The 24057-nt window shown below is 65.2% G+C and carries 22 protein-coding genes; 5 read left to right on the forward strand and 17 right to left on the reverse strand.

Translation table 11 applies throughout. From position 1 onward, the window contains the following. Positions 1 to 60 precede the first annotated feature (60 nt). The 8 genes from AC3WLY_RS03095 to AC3WLY_RS03130 all read right to left on the reverse strand — a co-directional run bounded on the left by AC3WLY_RS03095 (position 61) and on the right by AC3WLY_RS03130 (position 8612). A complete protein-coding gene (locus AC3WLY_RS03095) occupies positions 61 to 1905 on the reverse strand; it encodes a DUF1302 domain-containing protein (RefSeq protein WP_492310271.1) in 1845 nt (614 codons plus the stop codon). Positions 1906 to 1983: 78 nt separating this feature from the next. Further along, positions 1984 to 3351, reverse strand: coding sequence for a DUF1329 domain-containing protein (locus AC3WLY_RS03100; protein WP_175964077.1), 1368 nt, complete (start codon positions 3349 to 3351; stop codon positions 1984 to 1986). Between the two features lie 214 nt (positions 3352 to 3565). Continuing rightward, entirely contained in the window at positions 3566 to 3979 is a 414-nt protein-coding gene (locus AC3WLY_RS03105) for a RidA family protein (protein ID WP_492310270.1), read from the reverse strand. Between the two features lie 17 nt (positions 3980 to 3996). Further along, positions 3997 to 4830, reverse strand: a complete 834-nt coding sequence (locus tag AC3WLY_RS03110) for a phytanoyl-CoA dioxygenase family protein (protein WP_492310269.1) — start codon at positions 4828 to 4830, stop codon at positions 3997 to 3999. Between the two features lie 220 nt (positions 4831 to 5050). Beyond that, positions 5051 to 5671 carry a TetR/AcrR family transcriptional regulator gene (locus AC3WLY_RS03115; RefSeq protein ID WP_492310268.1) on the reverse strand — a complete coding sequence of 207 codons (621 nt, stop codon included), beginning with the start codon at positions 5669 to 5671 and terminating at the stop codon, positions 5051 to 5053. A gap of 73 nt (positions 5672 to 5744) precedes the next feature. Next, the gene (locus AC3WLY_RS03120) at positions 5745 to 6422 is read right to left on the reverse strand and encodes a hypothetical protein (protein WP_492310267.1); all 678 of its coding nucleotides are present in this window, start codon (positions 6420 to 6422) and stop codon (positions 5745 to 5747) included. 35 nt (positions 6423 to 6457) lie between these two features. After that, a complete protein-coding gene (locus AC3WLY_RS03125) occupies positions 6458 to 7126 on the reverse strand; it encodes a c-type cytochrome (RefSeq protein ID WP_492310266.1) in 669 nt (222 codons plus the stop codon). A gap of 10 nt (positions 7127 to 7136) precedes the next feature. Beyond that, the gene (locus AC3WLY_RS03130; protein WP_492310265.1) at positions 7137 to 8612 is read right to left on the reverse strand and encodes a flavin monoamine oxidase family protein; all 1476 of its coding nucleotides are present in this window, start codon (positions 8610 to 8612) and stop codon (positions 7137 to 7139) included. A 545-nt stretch (positions 8613 to 9157) separates the two neighbouring features. Here AC3WLY_RS03130 and AC3WLY_RS03135 point away from each other — a divergent pair. Next, positions 9158 to 9895, forward strand: coding sequence for a response regulator (locus tag AC3WLY_RS03135; protein WP_492310287.1), 738 nt, complete (start codon positions 9158 to 9160; stop codon positions 9893 to 9895). Further along, positions 9892 to 10977 carry an ATP-binding protein gene (locus AC3WLY_RS03140; RefSeq protein ID WP_492310264.1) on the forward strand — a complete coding sequence of 362 codons (1086 nt, stop codon included), beginning with the start codon at positions 9892 to 9894 and terminating at the stop codon, positions 10975 to 10977. Before AC3WLY_RS03135 ends, AC3WLY_RS03140 begins: the two co-directional genes overlap by 4 nt. Positions 10978 to 11026: 49 nt before the next feature. On the opposite strand, the gene AC3WLY_RS03145 is transcribed toward AC3WLY_RS03140, so the two are convergent. The 8 genes from AC3WLY_RS03145 to AC3WLY_RS03180 form a co-directional block, all read right to left on the reverse strand. Beyond that, positions 11027 to 11713, reverse strand: coding sequence for a hypothetical protein (locus AC3WLY_RS03145; RefSeq protein WP_492310263.1), 687 nt, complete (start codon positions 11711 to 11713; stop codon positions 11027 to 11029). Between the two features lie 171 nt (positions 11714 to 11884). After that, positions 11885 to 12613, reverse strand: coding sequence for a hypothetical protein (locus tag AC3WLY_RS03150; RefSeq protein ID WP_492310262.1), 729 nt, complete (start codon positions 12611 to 12613; stop codon positions 11885 to 11887). A 170-nt stretch (positions 12614 to 12783) separates the two neighbouring features. Continuing rightward, on the reverse strand, positions 12784 to 13335 hold the full coding sequence (locus tag AC3WLY_RS03155) for a CS1 type fimbrial major subunit (RefSeq protein ID WP_492310261.1): 552 nt from the start codon (positions 13333 to 13335) through the stop codon (positions 12784 to 12786). Between the two features lie 8 nt (positions 13336 to 13343). Continuing rightward, entirely contained in the window at positions 13344 to 14348 is a 1005-nt protein-coding gene (locus AC3WLY_RS03160; protein WP_310130328.1) for a hypothetical protein, read from the reverse strand. A 172-nt stretch (positions 14349 to 14520) separates the two neighbouring features. Continuing rightward, complete coding sequence (locus AC3WLY_RS03165; RefSeq protein ID WP_492310260.1) at positions 14521 to 14994, reverse strand: fimbrial biogenesis chaperone; 474 nt, start codon at positions 14992 to 14994, stop codon at positions 14521 to 14523. Further along, positions 14994 to 15680 carry a pilus assembly protein gene (locus AC3WLY_RS03170; RefSeq protein ID WP_492310259.1) on the reverse strand — a complete coding sequence of 229 codons (687 nt, stop codon included), beginning with the start codon at positions 15678 to 15680 and terminating at the stop codon, positions 14994 to 14996. Before AC3WLY_RS03170 ends, AC3WLY_RS03165 begins: the two co-directional genes overlap by 1 nt. A gap of 33 nt (positions 15681 to 15713) precedes the next feature. Next, positions 15714 to 17969: a TcfC E-set like domain-containing protein gene (locus AC3WLY_RS03175; protein ID WP_492310258.1), complete on the reverse strand. Its 2256-nt coding sequence runs from the start codon at positions 17967 to 17969 to the stop codon at positions 15714 to 15716. Positions 17970 to 18058: 89 nt separating this feature from the next. Next, positions 18059 to 18586, reverse strand: coding sequence for a CS1 type fimbrial major subunit (locus AC3WLY_RS03180; RefSeq protein ID WP_175959783.1), 528 nt, complete (start codon positions 18584 to 18586; stop codon positions 18059 to 18061). Positions 18587 to 19261: 675 nt separating this feature from the next. Here AC3WLY_RS03180 and AC3WLY_RS03185 point away from each other — a divergent pair. Further along, positions 19262 to 20536, forward strand: a complete 1275-nt coding sequence (locus AC3WLY_RS03185; protein WP_492310257.1) for an MFS transporter — start codon at positions 19262 to 19264, stop codon at positions 20534 to 20536. Between the two features lie 122 nt (positions 20537 to 20658). Here the strand turns inward: AC3WLY_RS03185 and AC3WLY_RS03190 are convergent, their stop codons facing one another. Further along, positions 20659 to 21606, reverse strand: coding sequence for a LysR substrate-binding domain-containing protein (locus AC3WLY_RS03190; protein ID WP_310130316.1), 948 nt, complete (start codon positions 21604 to 21606; stop codon positions 20659 to 20661). 167 nt (positions 21607 to 21773) lie between these two features. On the opposite strand from AC3WLY_RS03190, the gene AC3WLY_RS03195 reads away from it, so the two are divergent. After that, a complete protein-coding gene (locus AC3WLY_RS03195; protein ID WP_492310256.1) occupies positions 21774 to 22820 on the forward strand; it encodes a 4-hydroxythreonine-4-phosphate dehydrogenase PdxA in 1047 nt (348 codons plus the stop codon). A gap of 59 nt (positions 22821 to 22879) precedes the next feature. Then, positions 22880 to 24052, forward strand: a complete 1173-nt coding sequence (locus tag AC3WLY_RS03200; protein ID WP_175959786.1) for an L-rhamnonate dehydratase — start codon at positions 22880 to 22882, stop codon at positions 24050 to 24052. The last annotated feature ends 5 nt before the right edge of the window (positions 24053 to 24057 follow it).

Raw genomic sequence — 24057 nt, forward strand, 5'->3', positions numbered from 1 at the left:
CATGACCCCTTCATGATTGGCGGCGGCGCACGGCGCGCGCCGCCCGTAAGCACGTCACCGTCAGAAATTGCGAGTGACGAACAGCCCGACGAAATTGCGGTCTGCGTACGGCTGGCCGACCGTGTTGTGCCCGCCGAAGAACGCGGTGAAATTGATGCCGGCCTGCCAGTTCGGCGGGTTCTGGTTGAACAGCACGTAGACGTTCACCGACTTCGCGCCCTGCATGTAGTTCGCGGTGAAGGTCGGCGTGTAGCCGTAGAGCCCATCCGAGAACGTCACGCCCGGCGTGACCTGCCAGCCCGGGATCAGCGTGCCGTCATAGGTCCAGTTGAAGTCGATCGTCGCGCCGACCGAGCTCGCGGTGCCCTGCCCCATCCCGATCGGGTAGCCGAGCGCCGAGCCGTTGTTCAGCCACGGCAGGTAGCCGGTCTGCGGCGCCTGCGTGACGGTCTGCCCGTTGATCGTGCGCATGACGCCGCTCGGACTCAGCCCCGGGTAGTAGATCCACGTGAGCTCCCACGTGAGCGCGGCCGAATCGGCGCCGAGCCATTTGAGGAACGGATACTCGCTGCGCGTGAGCGCCAGCAGCCCGTTGATGTCGTACTGGAACTTCTTCTTGTCGACCCATTGCGGGCAGTCGATGCCGGCGACGCCGTTCGTGTTCAGGTCGAGCGGGCCGCCCGCGCCATAGCAGGCCGACAGCGCGACCGCATCGCGCGGCCGGTACGAAAGCTCGGTGCCGATCGCCCAGGGCCCGAGCCCGAAGTTCGCGCTGACGCCGAACAACTGGCGGCGGCCGAGATACGACCACTGCTCGGTGCCGTTCGCGAGCGACGCCAGCACCGGCGACTTGTCCGTGTAGTTCAGGTAGTAGAACGCGAAGTTCGCATCGAACGAGCGCGGCGAGTAGTTGAATTTCACGCCGAACTGCGGCCGGTACTTCGCCGGCAGGTTCGTGACGGACGGCAGCCCGATGTCGTTGAACGGCGGCCCCGCATAGTCGCCGTTCACGAGGCCGTTCTTGATCGCGTTCAACGTGCCCTGGTTACCCGCAGCGGCCCCGCCGCCGATCGCATTCGCGATCGAGCCGGCGCTCGGCCCGGTCACGTTCAGGTTGCTCGTGTTGATCGTGAACGGCTCCGCGCCGCGGCCGAAACCATTCGTCACCGACCAGTACGAGCCGACCGGCGGATAACGGTTGCCGTTCCACTGGAACTGATAGTAGGCCTCGGTGCTGAATCCGTGCGACAGGTCTGCAGCAAAGCTCACCATCGGCGCCGGCAGCAGCGCCTGCTTGAGCTGCGAGCCGGGAATCAGCAGCTTCTGCACGTCGATCGAGTTGGTCGCGTTGATGCCGCTCTGCGCGAACATGCTCTCGCCCCAGTTGATCACCTGGTTGCCGAGCCGCACGTGCGCGTTGCGCCCGCCGATCGTGAAATCCTTTTGCGCCCACAGATCGAGCAGTTGTGCGTTGTAGACCACCTGCGCGGAAGCGGTGCTCGACAGCGGCGTTCTCGCCGTATTCCCGGCGAGGAAGTCGTACATGCCGGTGCCGCGCACCATGAACTTCAGCCCCTCGCTCGGCATCTTCAGCAGCAGCTCGCTGGTCGCGCTGATGTAGGTGCTGAACGGCTGACCCTTGCGGTAGTTCAGGTCGCCGTTGTCCGCGAAGCCCCATTGGTTGGTGTTCGCGGCCGCGCCGCAGCCGTATGCGTTCGGATCGCCGGTGAGCGAGCAGCTCGGGTTCTTGGTCCGGATGCCGGCGCCGGCCGTCAGGTTGGTCACCCACGAACCCTGCAGGTCGTTGATGCCCGTCGTGAAGTCGTAAGCGTATGCGTTCGACGCCGCGGCACCCGCGAGCACGACCGATACCGTAGTATTCCTGATCAACCTTGCCGATTCCATGATCCGTCTCCCACCCCTTTGCGATGCCGGCGCACGGTCGTTGCGCGCGCCGGTCCCTTGTGCTTCGGCCGATGACGGTCAGCGTTCGCTGACCGAGCGCAACGATTCCGCCGTGTAGAAATCCTGCTTGAAGCGCGGATCGTCGGCCTGTTCGAGCCAGCGAACGTCCTTGCCCTGCCCCATCGACGTCGCATCGAGCACGTAGCGGCCGTTGTTCATGTCGTACTGCGCGAGCGGTTCGTTGTCGCACGTGCCGCCCAGCTCCCACACCGGGATCGGATAGCTTTCGCGCACCTTCCACAGCTTGCCCTGCGCGTCGTAGTCCTCGCCGACCAGCGCGAGCCAGCTGTCCTCGTCGAGATAGAACACCTTCTTCGATGCGACGTGCCGTGCGCTCGGCTTCAGTGTCGCCTCGACGACCCACATGCGGTGCGTCTCGTAGCGCCGGCTCGCCGCCGCGACACCGTCCGGCGTCGCGACGTCGTGCAGCTTGCTCTTGAACTTGTACATGCCGAACGCGTTGTACGGGACGATCATGTCCTTCTTGCCGATCAGCTTCCAGTTGAAGCGGTCGAGCGAGCCGTTGATCATGTTCCCTTCGTCGATCAGGTACTGGTTCTCGAAGCCGATCAGCGGCGCGTCGTGCGTATAGGCCGGCATGCGCCGCACGCGGCGCTGGCCGGGGAAGTAGTAGTACGTCTCCGACGGCTTGTCGAAGTACTGGCGCTGCACGAACGCCTGGCCGGCCAGCGCGGCCGGCGAGTTCATCTGGAAGTACACGGCCACGTTGAGCTGGTCGACGTCCTGCAGCGAGCGCTTGCCGAGCTTGCCGGACGGGAAGTAGAACGTCTGCGGGCCCACCGCGTCGATCCATTCGCTGCTGCCCGGACGCGGCGATACGGTCGTCGCCATCTGCGCCCAGTCGACGCCTTCGCCGCGATAGCGCATTTCGTAGTTGAGGATCGCCTCGATACCGCTCTTCGGCTGCGGGAACGGCACGCCCGGCAGCACGGCCGACCCGAGCGTGTCACCCGTCGGCCCGAGCTTCGCGGCGGTCAGGTTCGCCTTCGAGTTCTGTTCGACCGCATCCGGCAGCTGGCATTCTCGATGGGACGGATAGACGTCCATCCGATAGCCCTTCTTCTGCTTGATCAGCGCGACCTGTCCGGGCGACAGCTTGTCCGCATACTTGTCGACGTTCGCCGCATCGATCGAGTACAGCGGTTTCTCGTTGCGATGCTTCCAGAAATCGGCGCGCACCTTGCCCCATTCCCAGCCGGCGTCGGGCGACTGCTTGCCGGCATAAGCCGGCACCGAGCCGTCCTTGTTCGCCGACCGATCGGCGCCGGCCGGCGTCAGGTCGTCCGCCGCGACGGCCGTGCCGATCGCGAGACATGCGGCCGCCGCGAGTGCGGACACGGCCCAGAATCTATGCTTGTTCATCATGGTTCTCCTTCCCACTGCGCGTTCGCTCGCCCGTCCCGGGTGCTACGCATTCACTCCGCTCGCGACCGACGACCGACGATCGCATCGCTCCCTGATGGCGGCCGCCCGTAATGACGGCCGTCCGCCCGCCCGTTTCGAATGCCTTTGTCATTCCATCAGGACTGCGATTCATTTCGAATGCGAGCCTGGAGGGAATGACGCACTGCCGCCGGTGTCAGTCCTTGTCCGACCCGGCCACCGCGACCGCACGCACTTCGACGCACAGCCCCGGCAGCGCCAGTTGCGACACGCCGACCGCCGTCCACGACGGGTAGCGGTTCGGGAAATACGTGTCCTTGACCGCCGCGAAATCCTGCGTGTCCTGCTGCAGGTTCGTATGGAAGGTCGTCAGTTCGACGACGTCGGCAAGGCTCGCGCCGGCCGCTTCCAGGATCATCTTCAGGCTCTCGAACGCGATTCGCGCCTGCGCCGCCACGCCGTCGGCCGGCTGCATCTGCGCGTCGAGTCCGACCTGGCCCGACACCCAGATCGTGTCGCCGACGCGCGTGGCCGGCGAGAAGTGGTACGCGTCGTACCAAGGCTGGAACGGCGGCGGAACGATCGATTGCCGCTTCGGGGTAGCTGACATGATTGAAGACTCCTTGCTCAGACGAGTTGACGGAAACACGGTGCACGGAACGGATCGCCGGCCTTCAGCCCGGCGAGCTCGTCGACGAACAGCACGCCGGCCGGCGTGAAGCCCGAACGGCTTTCGTCGGGCAGCGGGCTGAACGTCGCGTCGTCGCCGAAGAAGCGCAGCACGAGCGTGTGGCGGTCGGCGAACGCGGCATCGACCGCGCCGCCGCCGTGCAGCACGCCCGGATGGAGCAGCAGCACGTCGCCCGGCTTCGTTTCCCACGACACGATGTCGTATGCGTCGGGCGCCACGCGACGCTCCGCTTCGATGTTCGGCAGCCGCGGCCACACGTCGCCGCCGTGCAGCGGGTCGGTCGGGTCCTCGGCGTTCTGGAATGTGGTGCCGTCGTGGCGCACGCCGCGATGCGAGCCGCGCACGATCTCCAGCGCGTTGCGCTTCGGCACGTGCTCGAAGCTGATCCACGCATTGCCGAAGTGCATGCCTTCCCACGGCAGGTACGACGTGTCCTGGTGCCACGGCGAGCGCGCACTCTTGCCACCGGCCTTCATGAACAGTTCCTCGGCGAAGTACCACACGTGCTTCGAGCCCCACAGATCGGCGAACAGCTGCCCGAACGGCAGCGTGCCGACGAGTTCGTCCAGCCGTGCCTTCGCGTACGGGTTCGCGTTGTCGTTGTGCGACTTGTACTCGGTGCCGTCGAGCAACGCCGACGCCATCGGGCCCGGGTTCTCCATCCCCCAGTCGAACGCCGCGCGGCATTGCGCCAGCTGTTCGTCGTCGAGAAGCCCTTCGATGAGGACCGCGCCGTCCTCGAAGAATGCCCTGCGCTTCGATTCGTCCATCGTGGATCTCCTGATTCGTCAAACGGCAGCCGGCATGAACGTTCACTGCCGGCCTTTTCAGTAGAACATGATGACAATGTTAGGTCATCATGACAAAAATAAAATAAAGAAACAGACGGGGTATTCCCTGTTTTGTCTGCGGTATCTCACGACCATTGCAGCGGACTTTCGGTCCGCCTGCAAACAGGCGTCGACGCTCCGCCCCGACTTCAACGCCACATCATTCGCGCACGCGATCGAACACCGTGCGCGCCAGGAAGCCGGTCAGGACCGCGTCGGCCAGTCTGTCGGTCGCATCGCAAGGATCGGCCGCACAGCACGACTGCACCCCGTCGCACAGCGCGGTCAGGCCGAGCGCCAGCACGTCCGCCGGCAACGACGGCGACGCCCCCGCGCGCTGCGCGAACGCGTGCAGGCACGCCGCCGCCTGTTCCTGCCGATCGAGCAGGAACGCACCGAACTGCGCGCGGAACCCCGGATCGCGGGCGGCCTGAAGCTGCGCCTCCGCCCACGTCAGACACGAGGCGTGCCGGCTCGCGCGCCGCCGCCAATAGTCGAGCAGCGCCCGCCCCGCGTCTTCGCACGTGCCGTCCGCATCGACGATCCGCCGCAACTCCTCCGCCGCCGCGGCGTGATCGCGCCGCATCAGCTCGAACAGCACGTCGATCTTGCCGCGGAAATTCGAGTAGAACGCACCGCGCGTATGGCCGGCCGCTGCGGCGATGGCCTCGATGCTCGCGGCCGCGTAGCCTTGCTCCGCGAAGATCGTTCGGGCGGCGTCGAGCAGGCGTTCGCGCGTCAGGTCCTGCTTGCGCGCCCGGGTCAGGCGCCTGGTTTCCATCGGCGCGTCCGGCTGGCACCGGCAACACGAATCCGCACGCTTCGGAACCCGCCCATTCGATCAGGATAGCTATTCATTTCGGATACGACAGCACGCCGGTTGCCGACTTGACCGGCCCCCGCGCCCGCTCCAGCGCACAGTACGCGTAATAGATCGCGACCGTGAAGTACGACCAGGAGAGCAACGCGAGCACGTAGAAATTGAACACGACGTTGGTTGCCTCGCCGGGTATCTTGTAGAAATCATAGATGCCTGCGATCGCCAGCGAGCAGACCAGCGCCACGCTCGTCGCCAACGCGTGGAACGCCTGCCCCGCGCGCAGCAGCCGCACCACGAAATACCCCAGATAGATCGCCAGCAACGTCCACATCGCGACGTAGAAGTAAGGCAGCACGCGATCCATCAGGCCGGACATCGACATCACGATCGTGCCGACCACGGCGAGCGCGAACAGCAGCACGTCGTGGCGCACCGACGGCCGGTAGCCGTGCGTGACGACCATCAGGCCCGCGACGGCGACGACCGGCATGCCGAACCCGCGCGAGAACGCATCGAGGAAGTGCGAGATGCCATACGAATATGGCGAGCCTGTCATGAAGAAAATCAGCGCGTTGGTCGCCGAGAAGGTGACGACCCACCACTCGATGCCGAGCAGGTAATTGTGCTTGCGGACGAACTTGAGGCCGTAGATGCCCGTCGTGGTGGCGAGCACCGCACAGGCAAGACAAAGGACTAGGGATCGAGGATCCATGATGTGCGCTCCTGGTGCCGATTGGGTTCGATGATTCAGTGCTTGTCGGGGTCGACGCTCGCGAGATAGGTCGCGATCGCCGCGCGGTCGTCCGCCGTCATCGCCTGCGCAACGCGCTGCATCGTGCCGGTGGCTTCGCTGCGCGCGCCGATCGCGAACGCGTCGAGCTGTGCGAGCAGATAGTCGCGGCCTTGCCCGGCCAGGCGCGGGAATGCACCCTGCCCGCCGAGCCGCGCGCCGTGGCACGCGACGCACGCGCCGCCCGACACGAGTTGCTCGCCTTTCGCGCGCAGGCCCGCATCCGGCTTGAAGTGGCGGTTGCGGAGCGCCGGCTGCTTCGCGTAGTAATCGGCCAGATGCCGGATCTCGGCGTCGCTCATCGTCATCGCGAGCGGGCCCATCGTCGGATTCGCGCGCTGTCCGCTCGCGAACGCGCGGAGTTGCGCGACCACGTACTGCGCCGGCTGCCCGGCAAGGCTCGGGTAGGCCTGATGGAGCGACGAGCCCTTCACGCCGTGACAACCCATGCACGTGTCGGTGACGCGCGGCCACGCGCCGCCGTCGATCCGCTCGGCCTCCGCCGCCGCGTCGATATGGCGCTGCAAGCGGTACAGGCCGAGCAGTTCCGGGCCGTACACGGCGAGCAGCGCGGCGGCGACCACGGCGAGCGCGACTGCGCCGAGCAGCAGTTTGCGTTTTTTCATCCCTGCTCTCCTATGCGCGACGCAGAGCGTTGAGCGCCTGCAGCGCGCCCTGGTGCCCAGACCGGACCGCACCGTCCATGTAGCCGGCCCAGATGTTCGCGGTCTCGGTGCCCGACCAGATCAGGTTCCCGCACGGCGCGCGCAGCGCTTCGCCGTGCGCGCTCCAGAAACCCGGCGGAATCGCGGATACGCACGTGATCGTCCACGGGTCGTCGCGCCCCCAGTCGCGATCGTGGAACGACACCGGCTGCAGCGCGTCGGCACCCCACGCCTGCGCATAGAGCTCGGCGAGCATCTGCTTCGCTGCCTGCGGATCCGACGGCAGCATCGCGTTCTTGACGAACGCGTTGATCACGCCGATCTCGCCGCCGGGCGGCGAATTGTCGTAGGCCCAGAAGATCGGCCCGTCGGTCTGGAAGATATGGCCGTTCAGCCCCTTGTCGCGCCAGAACGGGCGACGATAGACCATCGCCGTCTTGCGCGCCGGCGAATGCGCGGGCCACGCGCGTTGCAGTGCATGGCGCTTGTCAGGCAGCGGCGGATCGAACTGCACCTGGTGGCAAAGCGCCGGATGCAGCGCCATCACGACCTTTCTCGCGCGCACCGTGCCGTGGTCCGTCTGCAGCGTGACGACGTCGCGATCCCAGCCGACGATCCGGCGCACCGGCGACGTGAGCCGCACCTTGTCGCCGAGCTGTTGTGCCATCCGGATGCTGAGAAGCTGCGAACCGCCGACGAAGCGGGTTTCCTGCGCGCTGTGCTTGATCGAGTCGAGCTGCGCGTAGTCGCAATCGGCGGAGTTGATCATCGACAGGAAATGCAGCAGCCCCATCTTCGCCGGCGCGGTGCCGCCCGACAGCGAGATCGATGCATTCCAGCCCATCCGGTCTTCGGGCTTGATGTCCTGCTGCGCGAGCCAGTCGCCGACCGAAAGCCGGTCGAGTTCGGCGACCTTCGGCGATGCCCACGGCGCGCCCGACGACACGTCGCGCGACAGCTTGCTCAGTTTTCCCGCGACCGCCTCGTCGGTGCCAAAGGTGCCCTGCAGGTCGATTTCCACGCGACCGTCGCCACCGAGAATCACCGTCTTGCCGGTGTAGTAGCTCGGGAACGTGCCGACCTCCAGCTCGCGGGCGAGATCGGCGACCGCTGTCTGCCCCGGGCCGATCCACTGGCCGCCGACTTCGGTGACGAAGCCGCTGCCCACGTCGTAGTTGAGCGTGCGGCCGCCGACGCGATCGCGCGCCTCGAGCACCACGAAGGATTCGCAGCCCGCGTAGTGCAGGTCGCGCGCGGCCGTCAGGCCGGCCAGCCCTGCGCCGACGATCGCGACGTCGAGCACGTCGCCCGGTGCGGGCGCCGCATCGGCGCTCGCACGCGACGCGCTCATTGCAAGGCCGCCGATCGCGACGGAGGCGCCCGCGGCCTTGAGCCACTGCCTGCGCGACAGGTCGGCCGCGCCGTTGGGGGATGACTTCGTGGACATGATGTCTTTCCGGGTTACAGCCTGAAATGACGCGGGCGGCGGCCGCCTGGGCGGCACGCGCATATCGCACGCGCGGAATCTGACGACCGAACAACCTCAAGCAACTTCCCCTGCCGCCGGCTCGGGCATCGAGCCCGATGCGCGAGTCGGTTCGCGAACACCCGCGCCCGCATGCGGCCGTGCAATCGGTCGCACGACGCTCGGAGCGTTCGCCATTCGCAGTCCTGCCTGTCTCCGTGCCGATCGTCCTTTTTCTGATAAGGAATCGTCGATCTTTTTAATTAGTACATGTTGCAAAAGTTAGGTCATGATACATAAAACAGAAACAGAAAAAAAAGACAGGGTATTCCCCTGTCCCGATGACAATCGCAAGGCTCCAGAAAGGTTGCTGCACGATATCGCGTTCGTGGCGATCGCGTGACGCGGTCCCGCATGCCGCGCATCGGGCAACGCCGCGCGCCGGCGCCCGCCTCCGTTCGATGATGTTTCCCCTGCGGTAGTATGGCGATTCGATGGATACACCCGATGGATGCACGCGAATGGCCCTGCCCGATCCCTCTTCATCTTCCGGCGCCGGCCAGGGCGCCCAGGCGCTTGTCCTCATCGCCGAGGACGAACCCGAGATCGCCGAGATCCTGATCGCCTATTTCGCGCGCAGCGGCCTGCGCACCGTACACGCCGCCGACGGCCGCCGCGCGCTCGAACTCCACCTGTCGCTCAAGCCCGACCTCGTGCTGCTCGACGTGCAGATGCCGCACGTCGACGGCTGGAAGGTGCTCGCCGAGATCCGCCATCGCGGCGACACGCCCGTCATCATGCTGACCGCACTCGACCAGGACATCGACAAGCTGACCGGCCTGCGCATCGGCGCCGACGACTACGTGGTCAAGCCGTTCAATCCCGCCGAAGTCGTCGCGCGCGCGCAGGCCGTGCTGCGCCGGTCGATGGCCGGCTCGCGCCACGAGGAACAGCGTGTGCTGCGCGCCGCGCCGTTCGAGATCGATCTCGAACACCACGAAGCGACGGTCGAGGTCGGCAGCACACGGCACACGCTCGCGCTGACGCTCACCGAATTCAAGCTGCTCGCGCAGCTCGCGCGCGCGCCGCGCCGCGTGTTCAGCCGCGCCGAGCTGATGGCCACCTGCCTGCCGGAAGGCGATGCGCTGGAGCGCACCGTCGACAGCCACGTCAGCAAGCTGCGCAAGAAGCTCGACGATCTCGGCGTCGCAGGCGTGCCGGTGAGCGTGCGCGGCGTCGGCTACAAGCTGTGGAGCGGCGAATGAAGCTCGGCGGGCTGAGCCGCCAGATCGCGCTGACGATGGGCGCGATGGCGTTTGCCGTGACGCTGCTGATCGTCGTGACCGCCTACACGTTCTACTACCTTGCATTCAAGTATTGGCCAGCGGATTTCAACCAGTCCGATTGGCTGCCGACCGGGCCGGAATGGGTGTGGCTCGTGTCGACCACGCTGGTCGGTCTCGCGCTCGCCGTGCTCATCGCGATCCATCTCGCGCGCCGCATCCTTGTGCCGCTCAACTCGGTAACGGACAGCATCCGCCGCGTCGCGCGTGGCGATCTCGGCGCGCGCGCCATCGCCGGCGACCGCTCGCTGCACGAAGCGGCGTTGCTCGCCGACAATTTCAACGCGCTCGCGAGCGAGCTGCAGCGCATGACCGAAGAGCAGACGTTCTGGAACGCCGCGATCGCGCACGAACTGCGCACGCCCGTTACCGTGCTGCGCGGGCGGCTGCAAGGGCTCGCCGAGGGCGTGTTCACGCCCAGCGAAGCGCTCTATCGCAGCCTGCTTGCGCAGGTCGAAGGGTTGACGCGACTGATCGAGGATCTGCGCGTGGTCAGCCTCGCCGATAGCGGCCACCTGAGCATCGAGATCCGCGACACCGATCTCGCCGCCGACGTGCACGCCGTGGTCGACGTGTTCGCGCACGCGCTGCAGGCCGCCGGCCAGCATCCGGTGCTCGATCTCGACCCGCGGCGCATGTGCTGCGATCCGGTCCGCATCCGCCAGGCGTTGCTGGCACTGCTGGAAAATGCGCGACGCCATGCGGTGCCCGGCGCGATCCGGGTCCAGACGCGCACCGAACACGGGATGTGCCGGCTGCTTGTCGAGGACGACGGCCCCGGCATCCCGGCCGATTTCGCGCCGCACGTGTTCAAGGCATTCAGGCGCGTCGACGATACGCAGCCTGGCGGCAGCGGCCTCGGGCTCGCCGTCGTCGCGGCGATCGCGCATGCACACCACGGCGAGGCTATCTGCGTGCCGACGGGCGCCGGCGGCACGCGGTTCGAGGTGCAGTGGCCCGACAACCTCGTGCCGGTGCCCGAAAGCGAGCGGTTCCCGGCTTAGGGCCTGTTCCGACCAATAACCGGCCTGCGGTGGCACCGCCTTCCCGCCGTCATGCGCGCGGCTCGCACCCGACGTGTTCGAGCGGTGGGCTGAACCCGAGCACCGTGTACTCCGTCACGGACACCATCCCCTTCCCGGCCGCGCCCTGCACGACCACCGCGCGCACGGCGCCGGCCCGGTCGAATTTCAGCTTCGTGCCGACGGTCGCGTTGCGCAGCGCCTCCAGTTCCTCGATCCGCGCGATCGCCAGCTTGCGCACCGCGCCGGACACGTACACCGGCAGGAACACCAGCGCGATAAAGATCGACACCGCGTCCTTCGACACGCTGTCGAGCATCGGCTGGCCCGACATCACGAGCGACAGCGACGTCGCGGCGACGAAGATCGCAAGCACCGTCGCGCCCACGCCGAGCGACGAGAACCGCTCGGCCGCCTTCTTCATGCGCGCCTTCACGAGTGCGCGTGCGGCCGCGGACGTCACGAGCCATTCGCGCTGCGCGCCGTGGAACCCGGCGATGCCGAGGAACAGCGTCGCGACGGCGCTGACGACGATGCCGCTGTACAGCGCATCGAACATCACGCAGACGAGTTCGAGCACGAACACGATGACCAGCGGAACCAGCAGCAGGCGGAACGAATAGCCGTCGCGGCCGTGGCCTTGGATCCACCATTTCACCAGCGGCAACTGCCAGAAGCGGCTGTCCTGGTGGAGCGAAAGTTTTTCGATGTCGTTCACGGTCTCACCTGCCTGTGCGATCCCGCCCCGCCCGGGCATCGCGTTGTCTCGCCCGATCCGGCGCGGGCAGCGGGCCGACAGGCAAACGAATGCGTCAGGTTATCAAATGATCCAGAAGATTCATCAGCCCCCTTCGCCGACGTGCGATGCCGGCCTCGCCTGTCAACGCGGTCAAAGGCGGTCCGCTCCGCTTGCGCTCGCGTTCGCATCCGCCGGAGCGGACCCACCGCGACACGCCGGATGCCCCGGGATTTCGACGACGCGCCCTTGCAGCGGCCGCGGCACGCCCGGGTACACATTGAAGGGTTCGACGGCCTGCCCATCCACCTTCGCGTCCTTCACGGCATAACGCACGGTTCCCGTCGCCGTGAGCCGCGCACCACGCGCATCGCACGCGACGGACAATGCCTCTTTCCGGCTCTCCGGCATCTGCCGGACAAGCGCACTAAATCCCAGATTGACGACGATGCTCCCGGTCGCCTTCTGCTGCCCCTGCGGCATCACCTTGATCTCGGGTTTGACGTCCAGCCGATACACCGTCTCGTCCTGAACCGCCCGCAACGGCTTCAACGCAATGTTCTTGGTCTGCCCGGGCGCGAGCGTCAGCTTGAATGGAAATGCATAGAGCGCCGGCTTCGCCTCGTTGCCGACCGGCTCGAGTTTCTCGTCTTTCAGCGGCACGCCGGGATTGAGCAGGCGCGACAACGAAATGGTCACGTACTCGGGGCGATCGCCGTTGTTGATGATCTGCACGTTTGTCGTGCCCGAATCGATCGAGATTTCCTTTGGAAACACGTCGATCGTCGCGAGGGCGATGCCTGGAATCAGCCCGGCGAGCGTGGCCGCAATCGGAAGAAAGAATGAACGCAATCTCATGTTGGAGTCCAGTTGAGTCGGCACCCCGGGGAAGGCATGCCGGTGCTGCCGTCGTGCACAGTTTGTCATTCGCATGCGCGCACGCAGGCTTTGACGCAGACGACAATCGGAAACGGAAAATCCAAAGCACACCGCCCGCGAGACGGCGGGCGGTGAGGAGCCGGAACGTCTCCGCAACGGGGAGACGACCACCGCTACTGCTGTTTCACCACGATCGGTTCGAACACGAGCGACAGTGTGCCCGTATAGGTGCCGACCGTGCTCCTGAAATCCCCTTCCGGCGGATATGCGGAGACGGCGAGACGGTAATCGCCTTCGGAATCGACATTGGGCGACGGCGGCGCCGGGTTGTCGAACTCGATCGCCTGCCCGACGACGAGCGGCTTCTGGTCGGCGCCTTCGGCGCCGATGCTGACCGCCGGCTTGCGGAACGCAAGCGTCGGCTTTGCCTGATTCCGGATATCCAGCGGCTGATCCATGCGGACCCGGAATTTTCCCGTCGTCGATACCACGCGCAGCCGTGCGTCCACCTCGTACGCAGTCTCCCAGCCGCCGAGCTGCTGCATCGTCAGGCCCTGCCCGAACCAGCCGCCCTTGTCGTCGGTGATGATCAGATTGTTCGGGCGGACGACCTTGGCCGTAATCGCGCTCTGCGTCTTGCCCTTGACCAACAGGGTTTCCGCCGACGCGAACATCGGCAGGAACGCCAGCGCCGCCAGCAAGCCGTTCAGGATGGTTTTGCGCATTTCGCCTCCTATGATTTCGTGACGACCGTGAACGACAGCACATCGTTGTAGTCGCCAGCGTCCACGGTCATGTCCACCGAGGTCCTGAACGTCGGCACAAAGCAGGTACGATAGTTGTTGTTCAACCTCACCGCGCTTGCGCTCGTATTTGGCAACCGGAACGTTGCGCTACCGCTGTCCAGCGTCATGTCATACGGAATCGTCTGGGACGGCTTGCTGGTATTCCTGAGCAGATACCGATTACCCGAAATACCGTTCGTGCTCGTCGCATTGATCACGAAATTGCGATAGCCGTCGAGGCCCGTGTACGTGAAGCAAAGCTGTTGTGCCGCACCGGTGAGCGTCTTTTCGCCATTGCCTCGCGGCAATTCTCCGAGATTCCAGTCGGGTGCCGCCACATCTACCACGAGAGAGGGCGGCGGTTTTGGCGGCGGGACTTCGGGATCGATCACCTGGCATGCGTTGGCAATGCTGGCGTTGGTGACATAAACCCCGCCGGTGATCTCGCCAACGTCGTCGCCGCTCGTATAGTTACCGGCACGAATGGAAATGCCGGGCCAATCCTTGATCGCGGCATTGTCGATCAAGACCTCGACTAGGGCCGTGTACGGCTCCTTGGTACCCCATTCCGGTGGCGGGTTCAGTGACTTGGCATACATCACATAACCGTTGCCCGTATAGGGGTACGCGCTCTGTATGCCATTCATCGTGACATACTTCGCCGCAGCACTGCTTGGCTGCAAATTCCCCTTCGCATCATATGTATAGATCAGGACGCCTCGAGACCGAAAGGGGTAGTTCCCGCTGGCACCCGCTATCGATCGATAATTAAAGACCACCTGGATCGTACTGGTTCCGTCCCCGTTGTTTCTCCACAGGCACCCCCCATAGCTGTCGGTCACATTGGCGTACCGAAGTTCCCAGCCGAACGCAAATGCATTGGACATAAGCACCATCAGACATGCGCCCAATAGGCAACCTCGCCATCGCCGAATAATTCCGAATTCTTTCATCGATCTCTTCATTCCGATTAGGTCAATACGTCAAGCCTGACATCACCGAAAATGGCCTCTGCGGCCTGCGATGCAGGCTTGACGATGCAATGACGCGGCATCGCATGCGCGATTGCATTCAGCCATTAGTCATCTCGATGGCACCGGCGCTCATCGTTTCGACAAGCCCGTATTACTGCGCCAACGCCGCACGTTGGTAGATCACCACGCCATACCCAACCTTGACGAACAGCGGGGCCGGCGCACCTTCGCTCTGTTCGGCATCGACAGCGATCCGCTCGTTCGGCCGGAACGTGACTCGCCATACCTGCGTTTTCGAAGGCACAGCCAGTTGCTTCAGCCCGATTCGATATTTCTGCCCCGGCGCCAGCGTCAGACGCCCGGGCACCACCAGCAACGTGGGCCGCGGCACGTCGGCTACCGGCACCAGGTGCTCGGGGGAATCACCCGGATTGGTCAGCAGGTGCTGCTCGATATCCAGATAAAGCGGCGTATCGCCGACGTTCTCGACATACAGTTCGGCCGCCGGTTTCTCCGGCTCGAGCGTCAGCTCCATGCGCGACAGCTTCAGCACGCCGGCGGCCATGCTGCAGGTGCAGGCCAGCGCGGCCAGCATCCCGATTGCGGAGCGCGCTACGCGTATCATCACGGGCACTCCAGCGTCTGCGGCTTGTCGTCGACACGCAACGTCATCCGCTTCGTCGCGAAGTGCTGAGGCGTGCCCGGAAATACGGCGATCGTTTGCGCGGACGGTGCTCCGTCATACTTCACATCGGTGAAGACCTGACGCACGTTGCCCGTGTTCTCGAGCGTCAGACCGCCGCTCTCGCAACGGTGCGCCCAGCTCACGCGCTGCTTGCCCGGCGGCGGCATGTGCCGCACCAGCACGCCATAACCGACGGATACCGACATCGGCGCGGTGATCTTGTCCTGCGGCGCATCGTCCACCTTCAGCGACCTGACCGGCACGATATACAGCCGGTACAGTTCTTCGTTCTCAGGCTCCGCGAGCGACCTGAGCGTGATCGCGCGCGTCTGGTTCGGGCCGAGCGTCAGCTTGTCCGGGCTGGCAAGCATGCCGGGATGCTGCAGCTCGCCGAGGTTCTGCTTCTCTTCCGGCGTCTTGCCCGGATTCATCACTTTCTGCACCGAGATCGACAGGTAGAGCGGCGCGTCGCCCATGTTCTTCACGGTGACGCCCTGGTCGTGGTTGTTGAATACCTTGGTCGTGGCAGGCATCACCATCAGCTCACCGTCGGCATGCGCCGGTTGAGCGGCGGCAAACATCAGAGCGCACGCTATCGGAAGCGCGGTTCGCAAGTTCAGATTCATGTCGTCAATCCCTGTAAATGGTTGGGTGCGCCATCATTGGCAGCGGAAGTCGTTTCCGCTGGCGTCCTTCAGGCTGCACGTGTAGCGATGCCCGTTCTGATCGAGCGTGATCTGCGACAGCATTGTCTTGCTGACGATCGAGAACAGCCCGTTCGGATGCACCGTGTCGCCGGTTTCGATCACCTTGCCGCTTACCGGCTTGCCGTTCGTATCCTTCAGGAAGCCGCTATACACCATATTGATGTCGACCTTCGCCGATGCCACGTAGACCTGGCCCGGGTGGGCCCGGACGATGTTCGCCGGCACCTCGACGTTCATGTCGAACTGCTCGCTGTTGCTCATCACGCGCGCGAACGGCACGTCGCGATATGCATTGAGCGGCACCGCATACGTGCTGTTGCCGGCGACCGGGCTGCCTTCGACGTTGAACCCGTACTTCATGCCCGGGATATTCGGCGTTTTCAACAGCATCGCGCTGCCGCTCGAGCTGTATCGGCCGAACGCAATGCCGTCCTTGCTGGCCGCGACCATGCCGCGGTAGTTGAAATCCACGTTGCCGCCGCCGGTGCTCTGGCCCAGGTTCAGCGACGCGTCGCCGCGCGTGCCGGAGCGCGTGCCGTAGACGTTCACGCCGTAATTGGTGCCGATCCGGTTCGCCGACAGGCCGACGGATGTCGTGCCGAAGCCGTCCTGGAAATCCTTGCGGACGTCGCCGCTGATCTGCGTCTGGCCGCCGGAATGCGCGGCACTGAAGCTCGCCTGCGCCTTGTCCAGCATCATCGTCATGTTGAAATACACGCCGTAGCCGCCGCTGCCCTGATAGCCGCCCTTCTGCACGCCGAGCGCGAACGTGCCCCACAGACCGTTCGGCCGGTAGTTCCAGCGTGCCTCGGCCTGCTGCGATTCGCTGAACGCCGAGCGCTGGTAGTTGTAGCCGAACGTCACGCCGCGGAACATGCGGCTATAGGACACGGCCGTGCTCGGCTGACCTACGTAGAAGCGCGACACCTCCGTGTTCTGGTAGCGGCTGACCATCAGGCTGCCGAGCGCCTCGCTCGCCATCGACAGGTTGATATAGCCGCCCGTGCTGCGTTCGCCGCTCAACAAGCCCAGCGTGGGCGTGATATCGACGCCGCCCAGTTGCATCGGTCGCGTGATGTTGACTTCAGCCGCCCATTTACCGCCCTTTCCGGCAAGCATCGACCCGTTCAGGTAGAACTGCTTGAAGTTCCGGCTGACCGCGGCCTCGAGCAGATAGCCGCCGTCGCCCATCTCCTTGCCGGCCGTCACATGCCATGCGTTGCCGCTGTTCGCGCCGAAATTGAGGTTGTTGACCTCGCGGGTTTCCCGGTTGACCACATTACCGTTGCGGTCGACGAGGCGGACCTCGACCGAGTAGTAGCCGCCCGGCAGGTCGGCGAAGCTGATCTCGTTGCGGCCGAGCACCGCCGGCCGCTTCAGGATTTGCCGGCCGTTCCGGTAGAACTCGTAGTTGCCTTCGGCAGACGCGTAGAGAACCAGCGAGCCGGCCTTGCTGTCGACCTGCAGGTGGGTCTGGCTGCCGACCGTCACGAACTGGTCGAAGCTCGGCGACAGCAGCGTGTTGACCGTGCCGGCCGCGTAATCGATGTTGTTCTGCTTGCCCGCCCGCACATACGTTCGGGCAAAGTTCTTCTGCAGGTAGTACGACGACAGCCCCTGTTGGCTGCCGCTGAAATTGCGTGTTTCGGTACGGTTCGCGTACCAGCTCATGTAGCCGAAGCTCTGGAACGGAAGCCCGACATACGTGTTGCCGTTCACGTTGACCGCACGGTAACCGTCGGACGCCGCCCGCAAGTCGATTGCCTGGTTGTTGACCAGCCCGAAACCCGTTTCCGGCGCGATGTAGTCTTCGCGCGAATCGCGGATCGAGATCGACCGCTTCAGCTTGTCGACGGTAACGTAGTACCCGGCTATCAAGTCGTCGCAGCCTTTGCTGCAGCGCTTGTAGTCGAGCTGCGAGATCACGCTCCGAATGGTGTCGACATCGTCTGGCGAGATACCGTTTGCTGCATATTTGGCCGCGTCGAATTCAAGCGACGCGACCTTTGACGAATAACTGATGAACCCCGGCAGCGTGCGCCCGTTGAAGGTGGCAACATAGTTCGCACTATCGTCCAGTTCGGCCGCACTGAATCCTTCAGGCACGCCATACGTGACTTTTAGTTCTGCGAATGAGTGCGACGAAACAAAAAGAAATGCACCCAACCACAGCTTGTTGAAACGGAAAGGAGCTTGATAGGCGACCACGCTGATTTCTTCTATGGAGGGGTGGGAGGGGCTGGCATCGGAGTTCTTCGGAAAGAGCCCCGATCGAATCGGGGCTCCATAAGGGACGGTTACGGCGCTGCTGCTGCGACCGGCTCGAACACCATCACGAGATCGCCGCTGTAGCTACCGTTCGTGCTGTTCGTGCCGTTCTGGGTCGGTGCGTCGACGTTGATCTTCAGGTTGTGGATTTCGTCGAAACCGCCGTTGCCGGCCGTCACTTGCGTGATCTTCTGGACCGCGCCGAACTTGACTTCAGCGTCGCCGCTGTTGCCGGACAGCGACACCTTCGCGTTCTTCATTTCATTCCGGCCGCTCGCCATCTTCAGCGGTTGTGCGAGCGACACGTTGAAGTCGGCGTTCTTCGACCAGACGCGGACCGGCAGCGTCTTCTCGAACTTGGCTTGCGTGTAGTCGGTGGCCTGCAGTTCTTCCGTGCCGTACCAGGTCGAGCCGTCCGGCTTCGACACGAAAATGCCGTCGTTGATCTGGGCGGTCAGCGTGATCTTCTTCGACACCGTATCGGCCTGTGCCGTATGCGCCATGCCGAACAGTGCCGTGGTGACGCCCATTGCCAGAACGAGTTTGCTGAGTTTCATCGAATGATCTCTATTAAATAAAAATGAGTTTCGGGAATCGAACCACGACGAGTTATTAATCAATCGAAATTCGATGCGTGGGAGATAAATCCCACTGGCGCTAGTCTATGGACATTGCCGTCGGCGGAATATGGGACGAATTCGGAGTTACGCACCGAAACAGCTAGTACTAGGACTAAAAATAGAAATTCGCCCCCCTTAAATCCCTGATTGTTAAGTCGATTTAAAGAATTGTTCGAAACGAGGTAAGCAAAACGCTTGTCTCGACGGATCGAGCACGCGTGGTTGCCGCGCTCAGGCGTCGAGCGGCACGACGCCGGCCGCGGCAGGAAGCGGCTGTCGCGTGGCGATGCGGCTTGTCGTGCCGGGCGAGCGCGTCCACGCGCATTCACGCATGCAACGTGCGTGGAGCGGGACGTTCGGAATGGCGCGCGTGCCACGCGGCGCATGCGATGCGTCAACGCATCGAGGGGCGAGGGAAAGCACTACTGCGCGAAACCTGCGGTCAACCGCGCCGCCACGGAACACGCCGATGCGCTCGCGCGGAAATGAATGCCTCAGGTTATCAACCGATCCAAAAGATTCATTAGACGGCCCCTCCCCGGCGCGCGATGCTGGCTCCGCCAATCAACGCGGCGTCTGTGCAACGCCGCGCCCGGGCACGGAGCGAGACACATGCCTAACGATCACCGTCAACGGCGCCACACGCTGTGGCTGCTGTGCGCGCTGTCATTCATCCTTTACGTCGACCGCGTGAACCTCGCGACCGCGGCCGGCGCGATCAAGGCTGAACTCGGGTTGTCGAACACCGAACTCGGTATCGCGTTCTCCGCGTTCGCGTATTCGTATGCAATCTGCCAGGTCGGCGGCGGCTGGATCGCCGACCGGTTTGGCGCCCGCATCACGCTGATCGGCTGCGGGCTGATCTGGGTCGTGTCGACCTTCACGACCGGGCTCGTGCACAGTCTCGCGCTGCTGTTCGCCGCGCGCCTGCTGCTCGGCATCGGCGAAGGCGCGACGCTGCCCGCCCAGGCCCGCGCGATCACGCACTGGTTCCCGCGCGAGCGGCGCGGCGTCGTGCAGGGCTTCACGCATTCGTTCTCGCGGCTCGGCAACGCGGTCACGCCGCCGATCGTCGCCGCGCTGATGACGTGGCTGTCGTGGCGCGCCGCGTTCTTCGTGATCGGCGCGGTGACGCTGGCGTGGCTCGCGTGGTGGATCGTCGGCTTCCGCGAGCATCCGCTCGGCGACGACGACGGCCACGCGCGCGGCGCCGCCCGGCCCGCGCCGCCGGCCGGCCCGACGCCGTGGGGGCCGCTGTTCCGCCGGATGGCGCCGACCATCTTCGTCTACTTCTGCTACGGCTGGACCGCGTGGCTGTTCTTCACGTGGCTGCCGACGTTCTTCCTGAACGGCCAGGGCCTGAACCTGAAATCGACCGCGCTGTTCGCGTCCGGCGTGTTCTTCGCGGGCGTCGTCGGCGACACGCTCGGCGGCTGGCTCTGCGACCGGATCTACCGGAAGACCGGCAACCTCGCGCTGTCGCGCCAGAGCGTGATCGTGACGAGCTTCGTCGGCGCGCTCGTCTGCCTGCTGCCGCTCGCGTTCGTGCATTCCACGGCCGGCATTGCGCTGTGCCTGTCGGGGTCGTTCCTGTGCCTCGAACTGACGATCGGGCCGATCTGGGCCGTGCCGAGCGACATCGCGCCGACCCACGCCGGCATCGCGAGCGGGATGATGAATGCCGGTTCCGCGATCTCGGGAATCCTGTCGCCGATCCTGTTCGGTTATCTGGTCGACCGCACGGGCAGCTGGACGGTGCCGTTCATCGGTTCGGTCGCGATGCTGATGATCGGCATCGTCGCCGCGCTGCGGATTCGTCCGGATCGCACGCTGTCGGAATCGATGCCGTCGCTCGCCGATGCGCCTGCCGCGCCGCCGGCACGCTGAAGCGGTTCGCCGCACCTTCGCCTGCGTCACCCGTACAGCCCTCTCGCCCGTATCGCACCGGTCGCCATCACGCATCGCCACGTTCCGCGATGCGTGACCGGCGCGGCCGGCGAACCGCTCCGTCAAGCGCCGTCGTCGTCCTCCGCGCCCTCCCGGTGAAACAGCGCGAGAAACTGCTGCGCGGGAATGCTCAGCGGCCGGTCGCGCCGCACGAGGCTGCCGTACGACGGCAGCTTTTGATCGAGCTCGTAATCGAGGATCGCGACGAGCCCGTGCTCCGCGTTGCGCTGCGCGACGGTCAGCGGAATCACGCCGAGCATCGTCGAACGGTCGACGAGATTCATCGTCGTCAGGATCGAACCCGTTTCGACCAGCCCGCGCGGCATCGGCTGGTGACGCGCGCGAAATTCGCGCTCGACAACCTCGCGCGCCGGGCTGCCGGCCGGCTGCAGGATCCACGTGTAATCGAGCAGCGCGTCGAATTCGACCGGCCCGGCGCCCGCGAGCGGATGGTCGCGGCCCGCGATGATCGCGAGCGCCTCGTCGTCGACCACGCGGAAGTCGCAATCGGTTCCGACGTTGCGCCCGATCACCACTTCGAGCACGCCTTCGCGAAGCTGCGGCATCAGCCGGTCGCTCGTGTCCACCGCGATGTCGATCGCGAGCAGCGGGTAACGCGCCTTCAATTGCACCAGCGCCTCGGTGAGCCGCCCCGGCGACGCCGCCATGATGCTGCCGATCGCCAGCCGCCCCGCGCTGCCGAGCTGCAGCTCGGCGAGCTCGCGGTTCAGCGCCTCCATGCTGCCGCGGATTCCGCGGAAATAGCCGAGCACGCGCGCGCCGGCCGGATTCAGCACCAGCCCGCGCCCGATGCGATCGAACAGCCGCTGGCCGAGCGCGCTCTCGAGTTCGGCCAGCATCTTTGTCGCGGCCGGCTGCGTGAGGCCCATCTGCTCGGCCGCCGCGCGCAGCGTCGAGCATTCGTCCACGGCAAGCAACAGCGCGATCTGCCGCATGCGCAGCCGGTTCAGCAATTGCGGAGTCGAGTCTCGTCGATCGATCGAGCCCATTTCGATTACTCCAGGTTATCGATTCATCAAGAGTTTTCAATTTACCGACTCATTCCGTCTACCTAGCATGAACCCCATACACGAACGGCCACGCGCCGCCACCGGAGACGCAGCATGAACACGAAACCGACCGCCGCCCGACGCGCGGCCCGCCACGGAGACGCCGCATGACGACCGCCGCCCCCCTGCCCGTCGTCGCGCTGACGCTTGGCGACCCCGCCGGCATCGGCGCCGAACTGATCGCAAAACTGCTCGCGCGGCCCGACGCGACGGCGCACGCGAATCTCGTGCTGATCGGCGATCGCTGGCTGTGGGAAGCCGGCCAACGCGTCGCCGGCGTGCAGGTCGACGTCGAACCCGTCGCTTCGCTCGCCGCGGTGCGCGGCCGGCCGTCGACCGCGCGCGCCGCGTTCGTCGAAGTCGATACGGTCGCTCCCGCGCAGGTCACCGTCGGCCAGGCCGGCGCGGCCGGCGGCCATTCGACGCTCGCCGTGCTCGACCGGTGTCTCGACGCCGCGCTCGCCGGCGACATCGACGCGATCTGCTTCGCTCCGCTGAACAAGTACGCGATGAAGCTCGGCGGGCTCCGGCACGACGACGAGTTGCACCACTTCGCCGAAGCGCTCGGCGTGACCGGCTATTTCTGCGAATTCAATACGCTCGGCGAGCTGTGGACCGCGCGCATCTCGTCGCATATCCCGCTGAAGGACGCGGCAGGCTGCCTGAGCATCGAGCGGATCGAACAGGCATCCGAGCTGATCTACCGGTCGCTGCTCGCGAACGGCGTCGCCGCGCCGAAGGTCGCGATCGCCGCGTTCAACCCGCACGGCGGCGACGGCGGCAGCTGCGGCCGCGAGGAAGTCGACATCATCGAGCCCGCGGTGCGCAGGCTGCAGTCGCGCGACTGGCCGACCGGCGCGCCGTTCCACGGCCCGTTCCCCGCCGACACGATCTTCCTGAAGGCGCAGGCCGGCGACTACCAGGCGATCGTCACGATGTACCACGACCAGGGGCAGATCGCGATCAAGTTGCTCGGCTTCTCGCGCGGCGTGACCGTGCAGGGCGGGCTGCCCGTGCCGATCACGACGCCCGCGCACGGCACCGCGTACGACATCGCGGGCCGCGGCACGGCCGACGTCGGCGCGACCTGGCAGGCGCTGCAGATCGCGTGCCGGATGGGCGCCGCGCGCCGCACCCCCGCCGTTTCGGCGTGACCGCCACGCCGGCCGCCCGCCTTTCACACACGACAACATCGATTCTCGGAGACACCATCATGAAGATCCGTTCCGTACGCGCCCGCGTATTCCAGTGGAAAGGCAAGACCGTCCCGCCGCAGGGCAACTTCTGCTCGAACGCGATGGACCTGCTGTACGCGCCGCAGGAAACGATGAGCACGTTCCGCTTCCATGCGTGGACGGTCGTCGAAGTCGAGACCGACGACGGCATCGTCGGCCTCGGCAACGTCGCGCTCGCGCCGCACGTCGCGAAGGTCATCATCGACCAGTACCTCGCGCCGCTCGTGATCGGCCAGGACCCGTGGGACTACGAATACCTGAACCAGCGGATGTACCGCGCGACCCACGCATGGGGCCGCAAGGGCATCGGCATGGCGGCGATCTCGGCGGTCGACATCGCGATCTGGGACATCCTCGGCAAGAGCGTCGGCAAGCCGGTGTTCAAGCTGCTCGGCGGCCGCACCAAGGAAAAGATCCCCTGCTACTACTCGAAGCTCTACCGCACCGACCTGAAGGCGATGCAGGACGAGGCGCAGCGCTATCTGAAGGAAGGCTTCCGCGCGTTCAAGATGCGCTTCGGCTACGGGCCGGCGCACGGGCAGCAGGGGGTGGTCGAGAACCTGAAGTCGGTCGCGGCGATCCGCGAGGTGATCGGCTACGACAACGACCTGATGCTCGAGTGCTACATGGGCTGGAATCTCGAGTATGCGAAGCGCGTCCTGCCGAAGCTCGAGAAATACCAGCCGCGCTGGCTCGAGGAACCGGTGATCGCCGACGACATCGACGGCTACGCGGAGCTGAACCAGTTGACGCGCATTCCGATCTCCGGCGGCGAGCACGAGTTCTCGCTGTACGGCTTCAAGCAGCTGCTCGACCGCAAGGCCGTGTCGGTCGTCCAGTACGACACGAACCGCGTCGGCGGGATCACGATGGCGCACAAGATCAACGCGCTGTGCGAGGCGTACAGCGTGCCGGTGATCCCGCATGCGGGCCAGATGCATAACTATCACCTGACGATGAGCACGCTCGCGTCGCCGATGAGCGAGTACTTCCCGATGTTCGACGTCGAGGTCGGCAACGAGCTGTTCTATTACATCTTCGACGGCGAGCCGGTGGCCGAAAACGGCTTCCTGCAACTGCGCGACGACGCGCCGGGCCTCGGCCTCACGCTGAAGACCGAATTCCTCGACCAGTTCGACATCGTCGAGTGAGGCCG

The sequence above is a fragment of the Burkholderia sp. FW306-1C-G01B genome, from assembly GCF_058781685.1.

Bases quoted from the DNA above. Each gene is read 5' to 3' on its own strand.
- AC3WLY_RS03105 (WP_492310270.1), bottom strand. From the start codon at position 3,979: ATGTCAGCTACCCCGAAGCGGCAATCGATCGTTCCGCCGCCGTTCCAG.
- AC3WLY_RS03125 (WP_492310266.1), bottom strand. From the start codon at position 7,126: ATGAAAAAACGCAAACTGCTGCTCGGCGCAGTCGCGCTCGCCGTGGTC.
- AC3WLY_RS03130 (WP_492310265.1), bottom strand. From the start codon at position 8,612: ATGTCCACGAAGTCATCCCCCAACGGCGCGGCCGACCTGTCGCGCAGG.
- AC3WLY_RS03155 (WP_492310261.1), bottom strand. From the start codon at position 13,335: ATGCGCAAAACCATCCTGAACGGCTTGCTGGCGGCGCTGGCGTTCCTG.
- AC3WLY_RS03160 (WP_310130328.1), bottom strand. From the start codon at position 14,348: ATGAAAGAATTCGGAATTATTCGGCGATGGCGAGGTTGCCTATTGGGC.
- AC3WLY_RS03165 (WP_492310260.1), bottom strand. From the start codon at position 14,994: ATGATACGCGTAGCGCGCTCCGCAATCGGGATGCTGGCCGCGCTGGCC.
- AC3WLY_RS03185 (WP_492310257.1), top strand. From the start codon at position 19,262: ATGCCTAACGATCACCGTCAACGGCGCCACACGCTGTGGCTGCTGTGC.
- AC3WLY_RS03170 (WP_492310259.1), bottom strand. From the start codon at position 15,680: ATGAATCTGAACTTGCGAACCGCGCTTCCGATAGCGTGCGCTCTGATG.
- AC3WLY_RS03095 (WP_492310271.1), bottom strand. From the start codon at position 1,905: ATGGAATCGGCAAGGTTGATCAGGAATACTACGGTATCGGTCGTGCTC.
- AC3WLY_RS03200 (WP_175959786.1), top strand. From the start codon at position 22,880: ATGAAGATCCGTTCCGTACGCGCCCGCGTATTCCAGTGGAAAGGCAAG.
- AC3WLY_RS03120 (WP_492310267.1), bottom strand. From the start codon at position 6,422: ATGGATCCTCGATCCCTAGTCCTTTGTCTTGCCTGTGCGGTGCTCGCC.
- AC3WLY_RS03115 (WP_492310268.1), bottom strand. From the start codon at position 5,671: ATGGAAACCAGGCGCCTGACCCGGGCGCGCAAGCAGGACCTGACGCGC.
- AC3WLY_RS03190 (WP_310130316.1), bottom strand. From the start codon at position 21,606: ATGGGCTCGATCGATCGACGAGACTCGACTCCGCAATTGCTGAACCGG.
- AC3WLY_RS03195 (WP_492310256.1), top strand. From the start codon at position 21,774: ATGACGACCGCCGCCCCCCTGCCCGTCGTCGCGCTGACGCTTGGCGAC.
- AC3WLY_RS03180 (WP_175959783.1), bottom strand. From the start codon at position 18,586: ATGAAACTCAGCAAACTCGTTCTGGCAATGGGCGTCACCACGGCACTG.
- AC3WLY_RS03110 (WP_492310269.1), bottom strand. From the start codon at position 4,830: ATGGACGAATCGAAGCGCAGGGCATTCTTCGAGGACGGCGCGGTCCTC.
- AC3WLY_RS03100 (WP_175964077.1), bottom strand. From the start codon at position 3,351: ATGATGAACAAGCATAGATTCTGGGCCGTGTCCGCACTCGCGGCGGCC.
- AC3WLY_RS03140 (WP_492310264.1), top strand. From the start codon at position 9,892: ATGAAGCTCGGCGGGCTGAGCCGCCAGATCGCGCTGACGATGGGCGCG.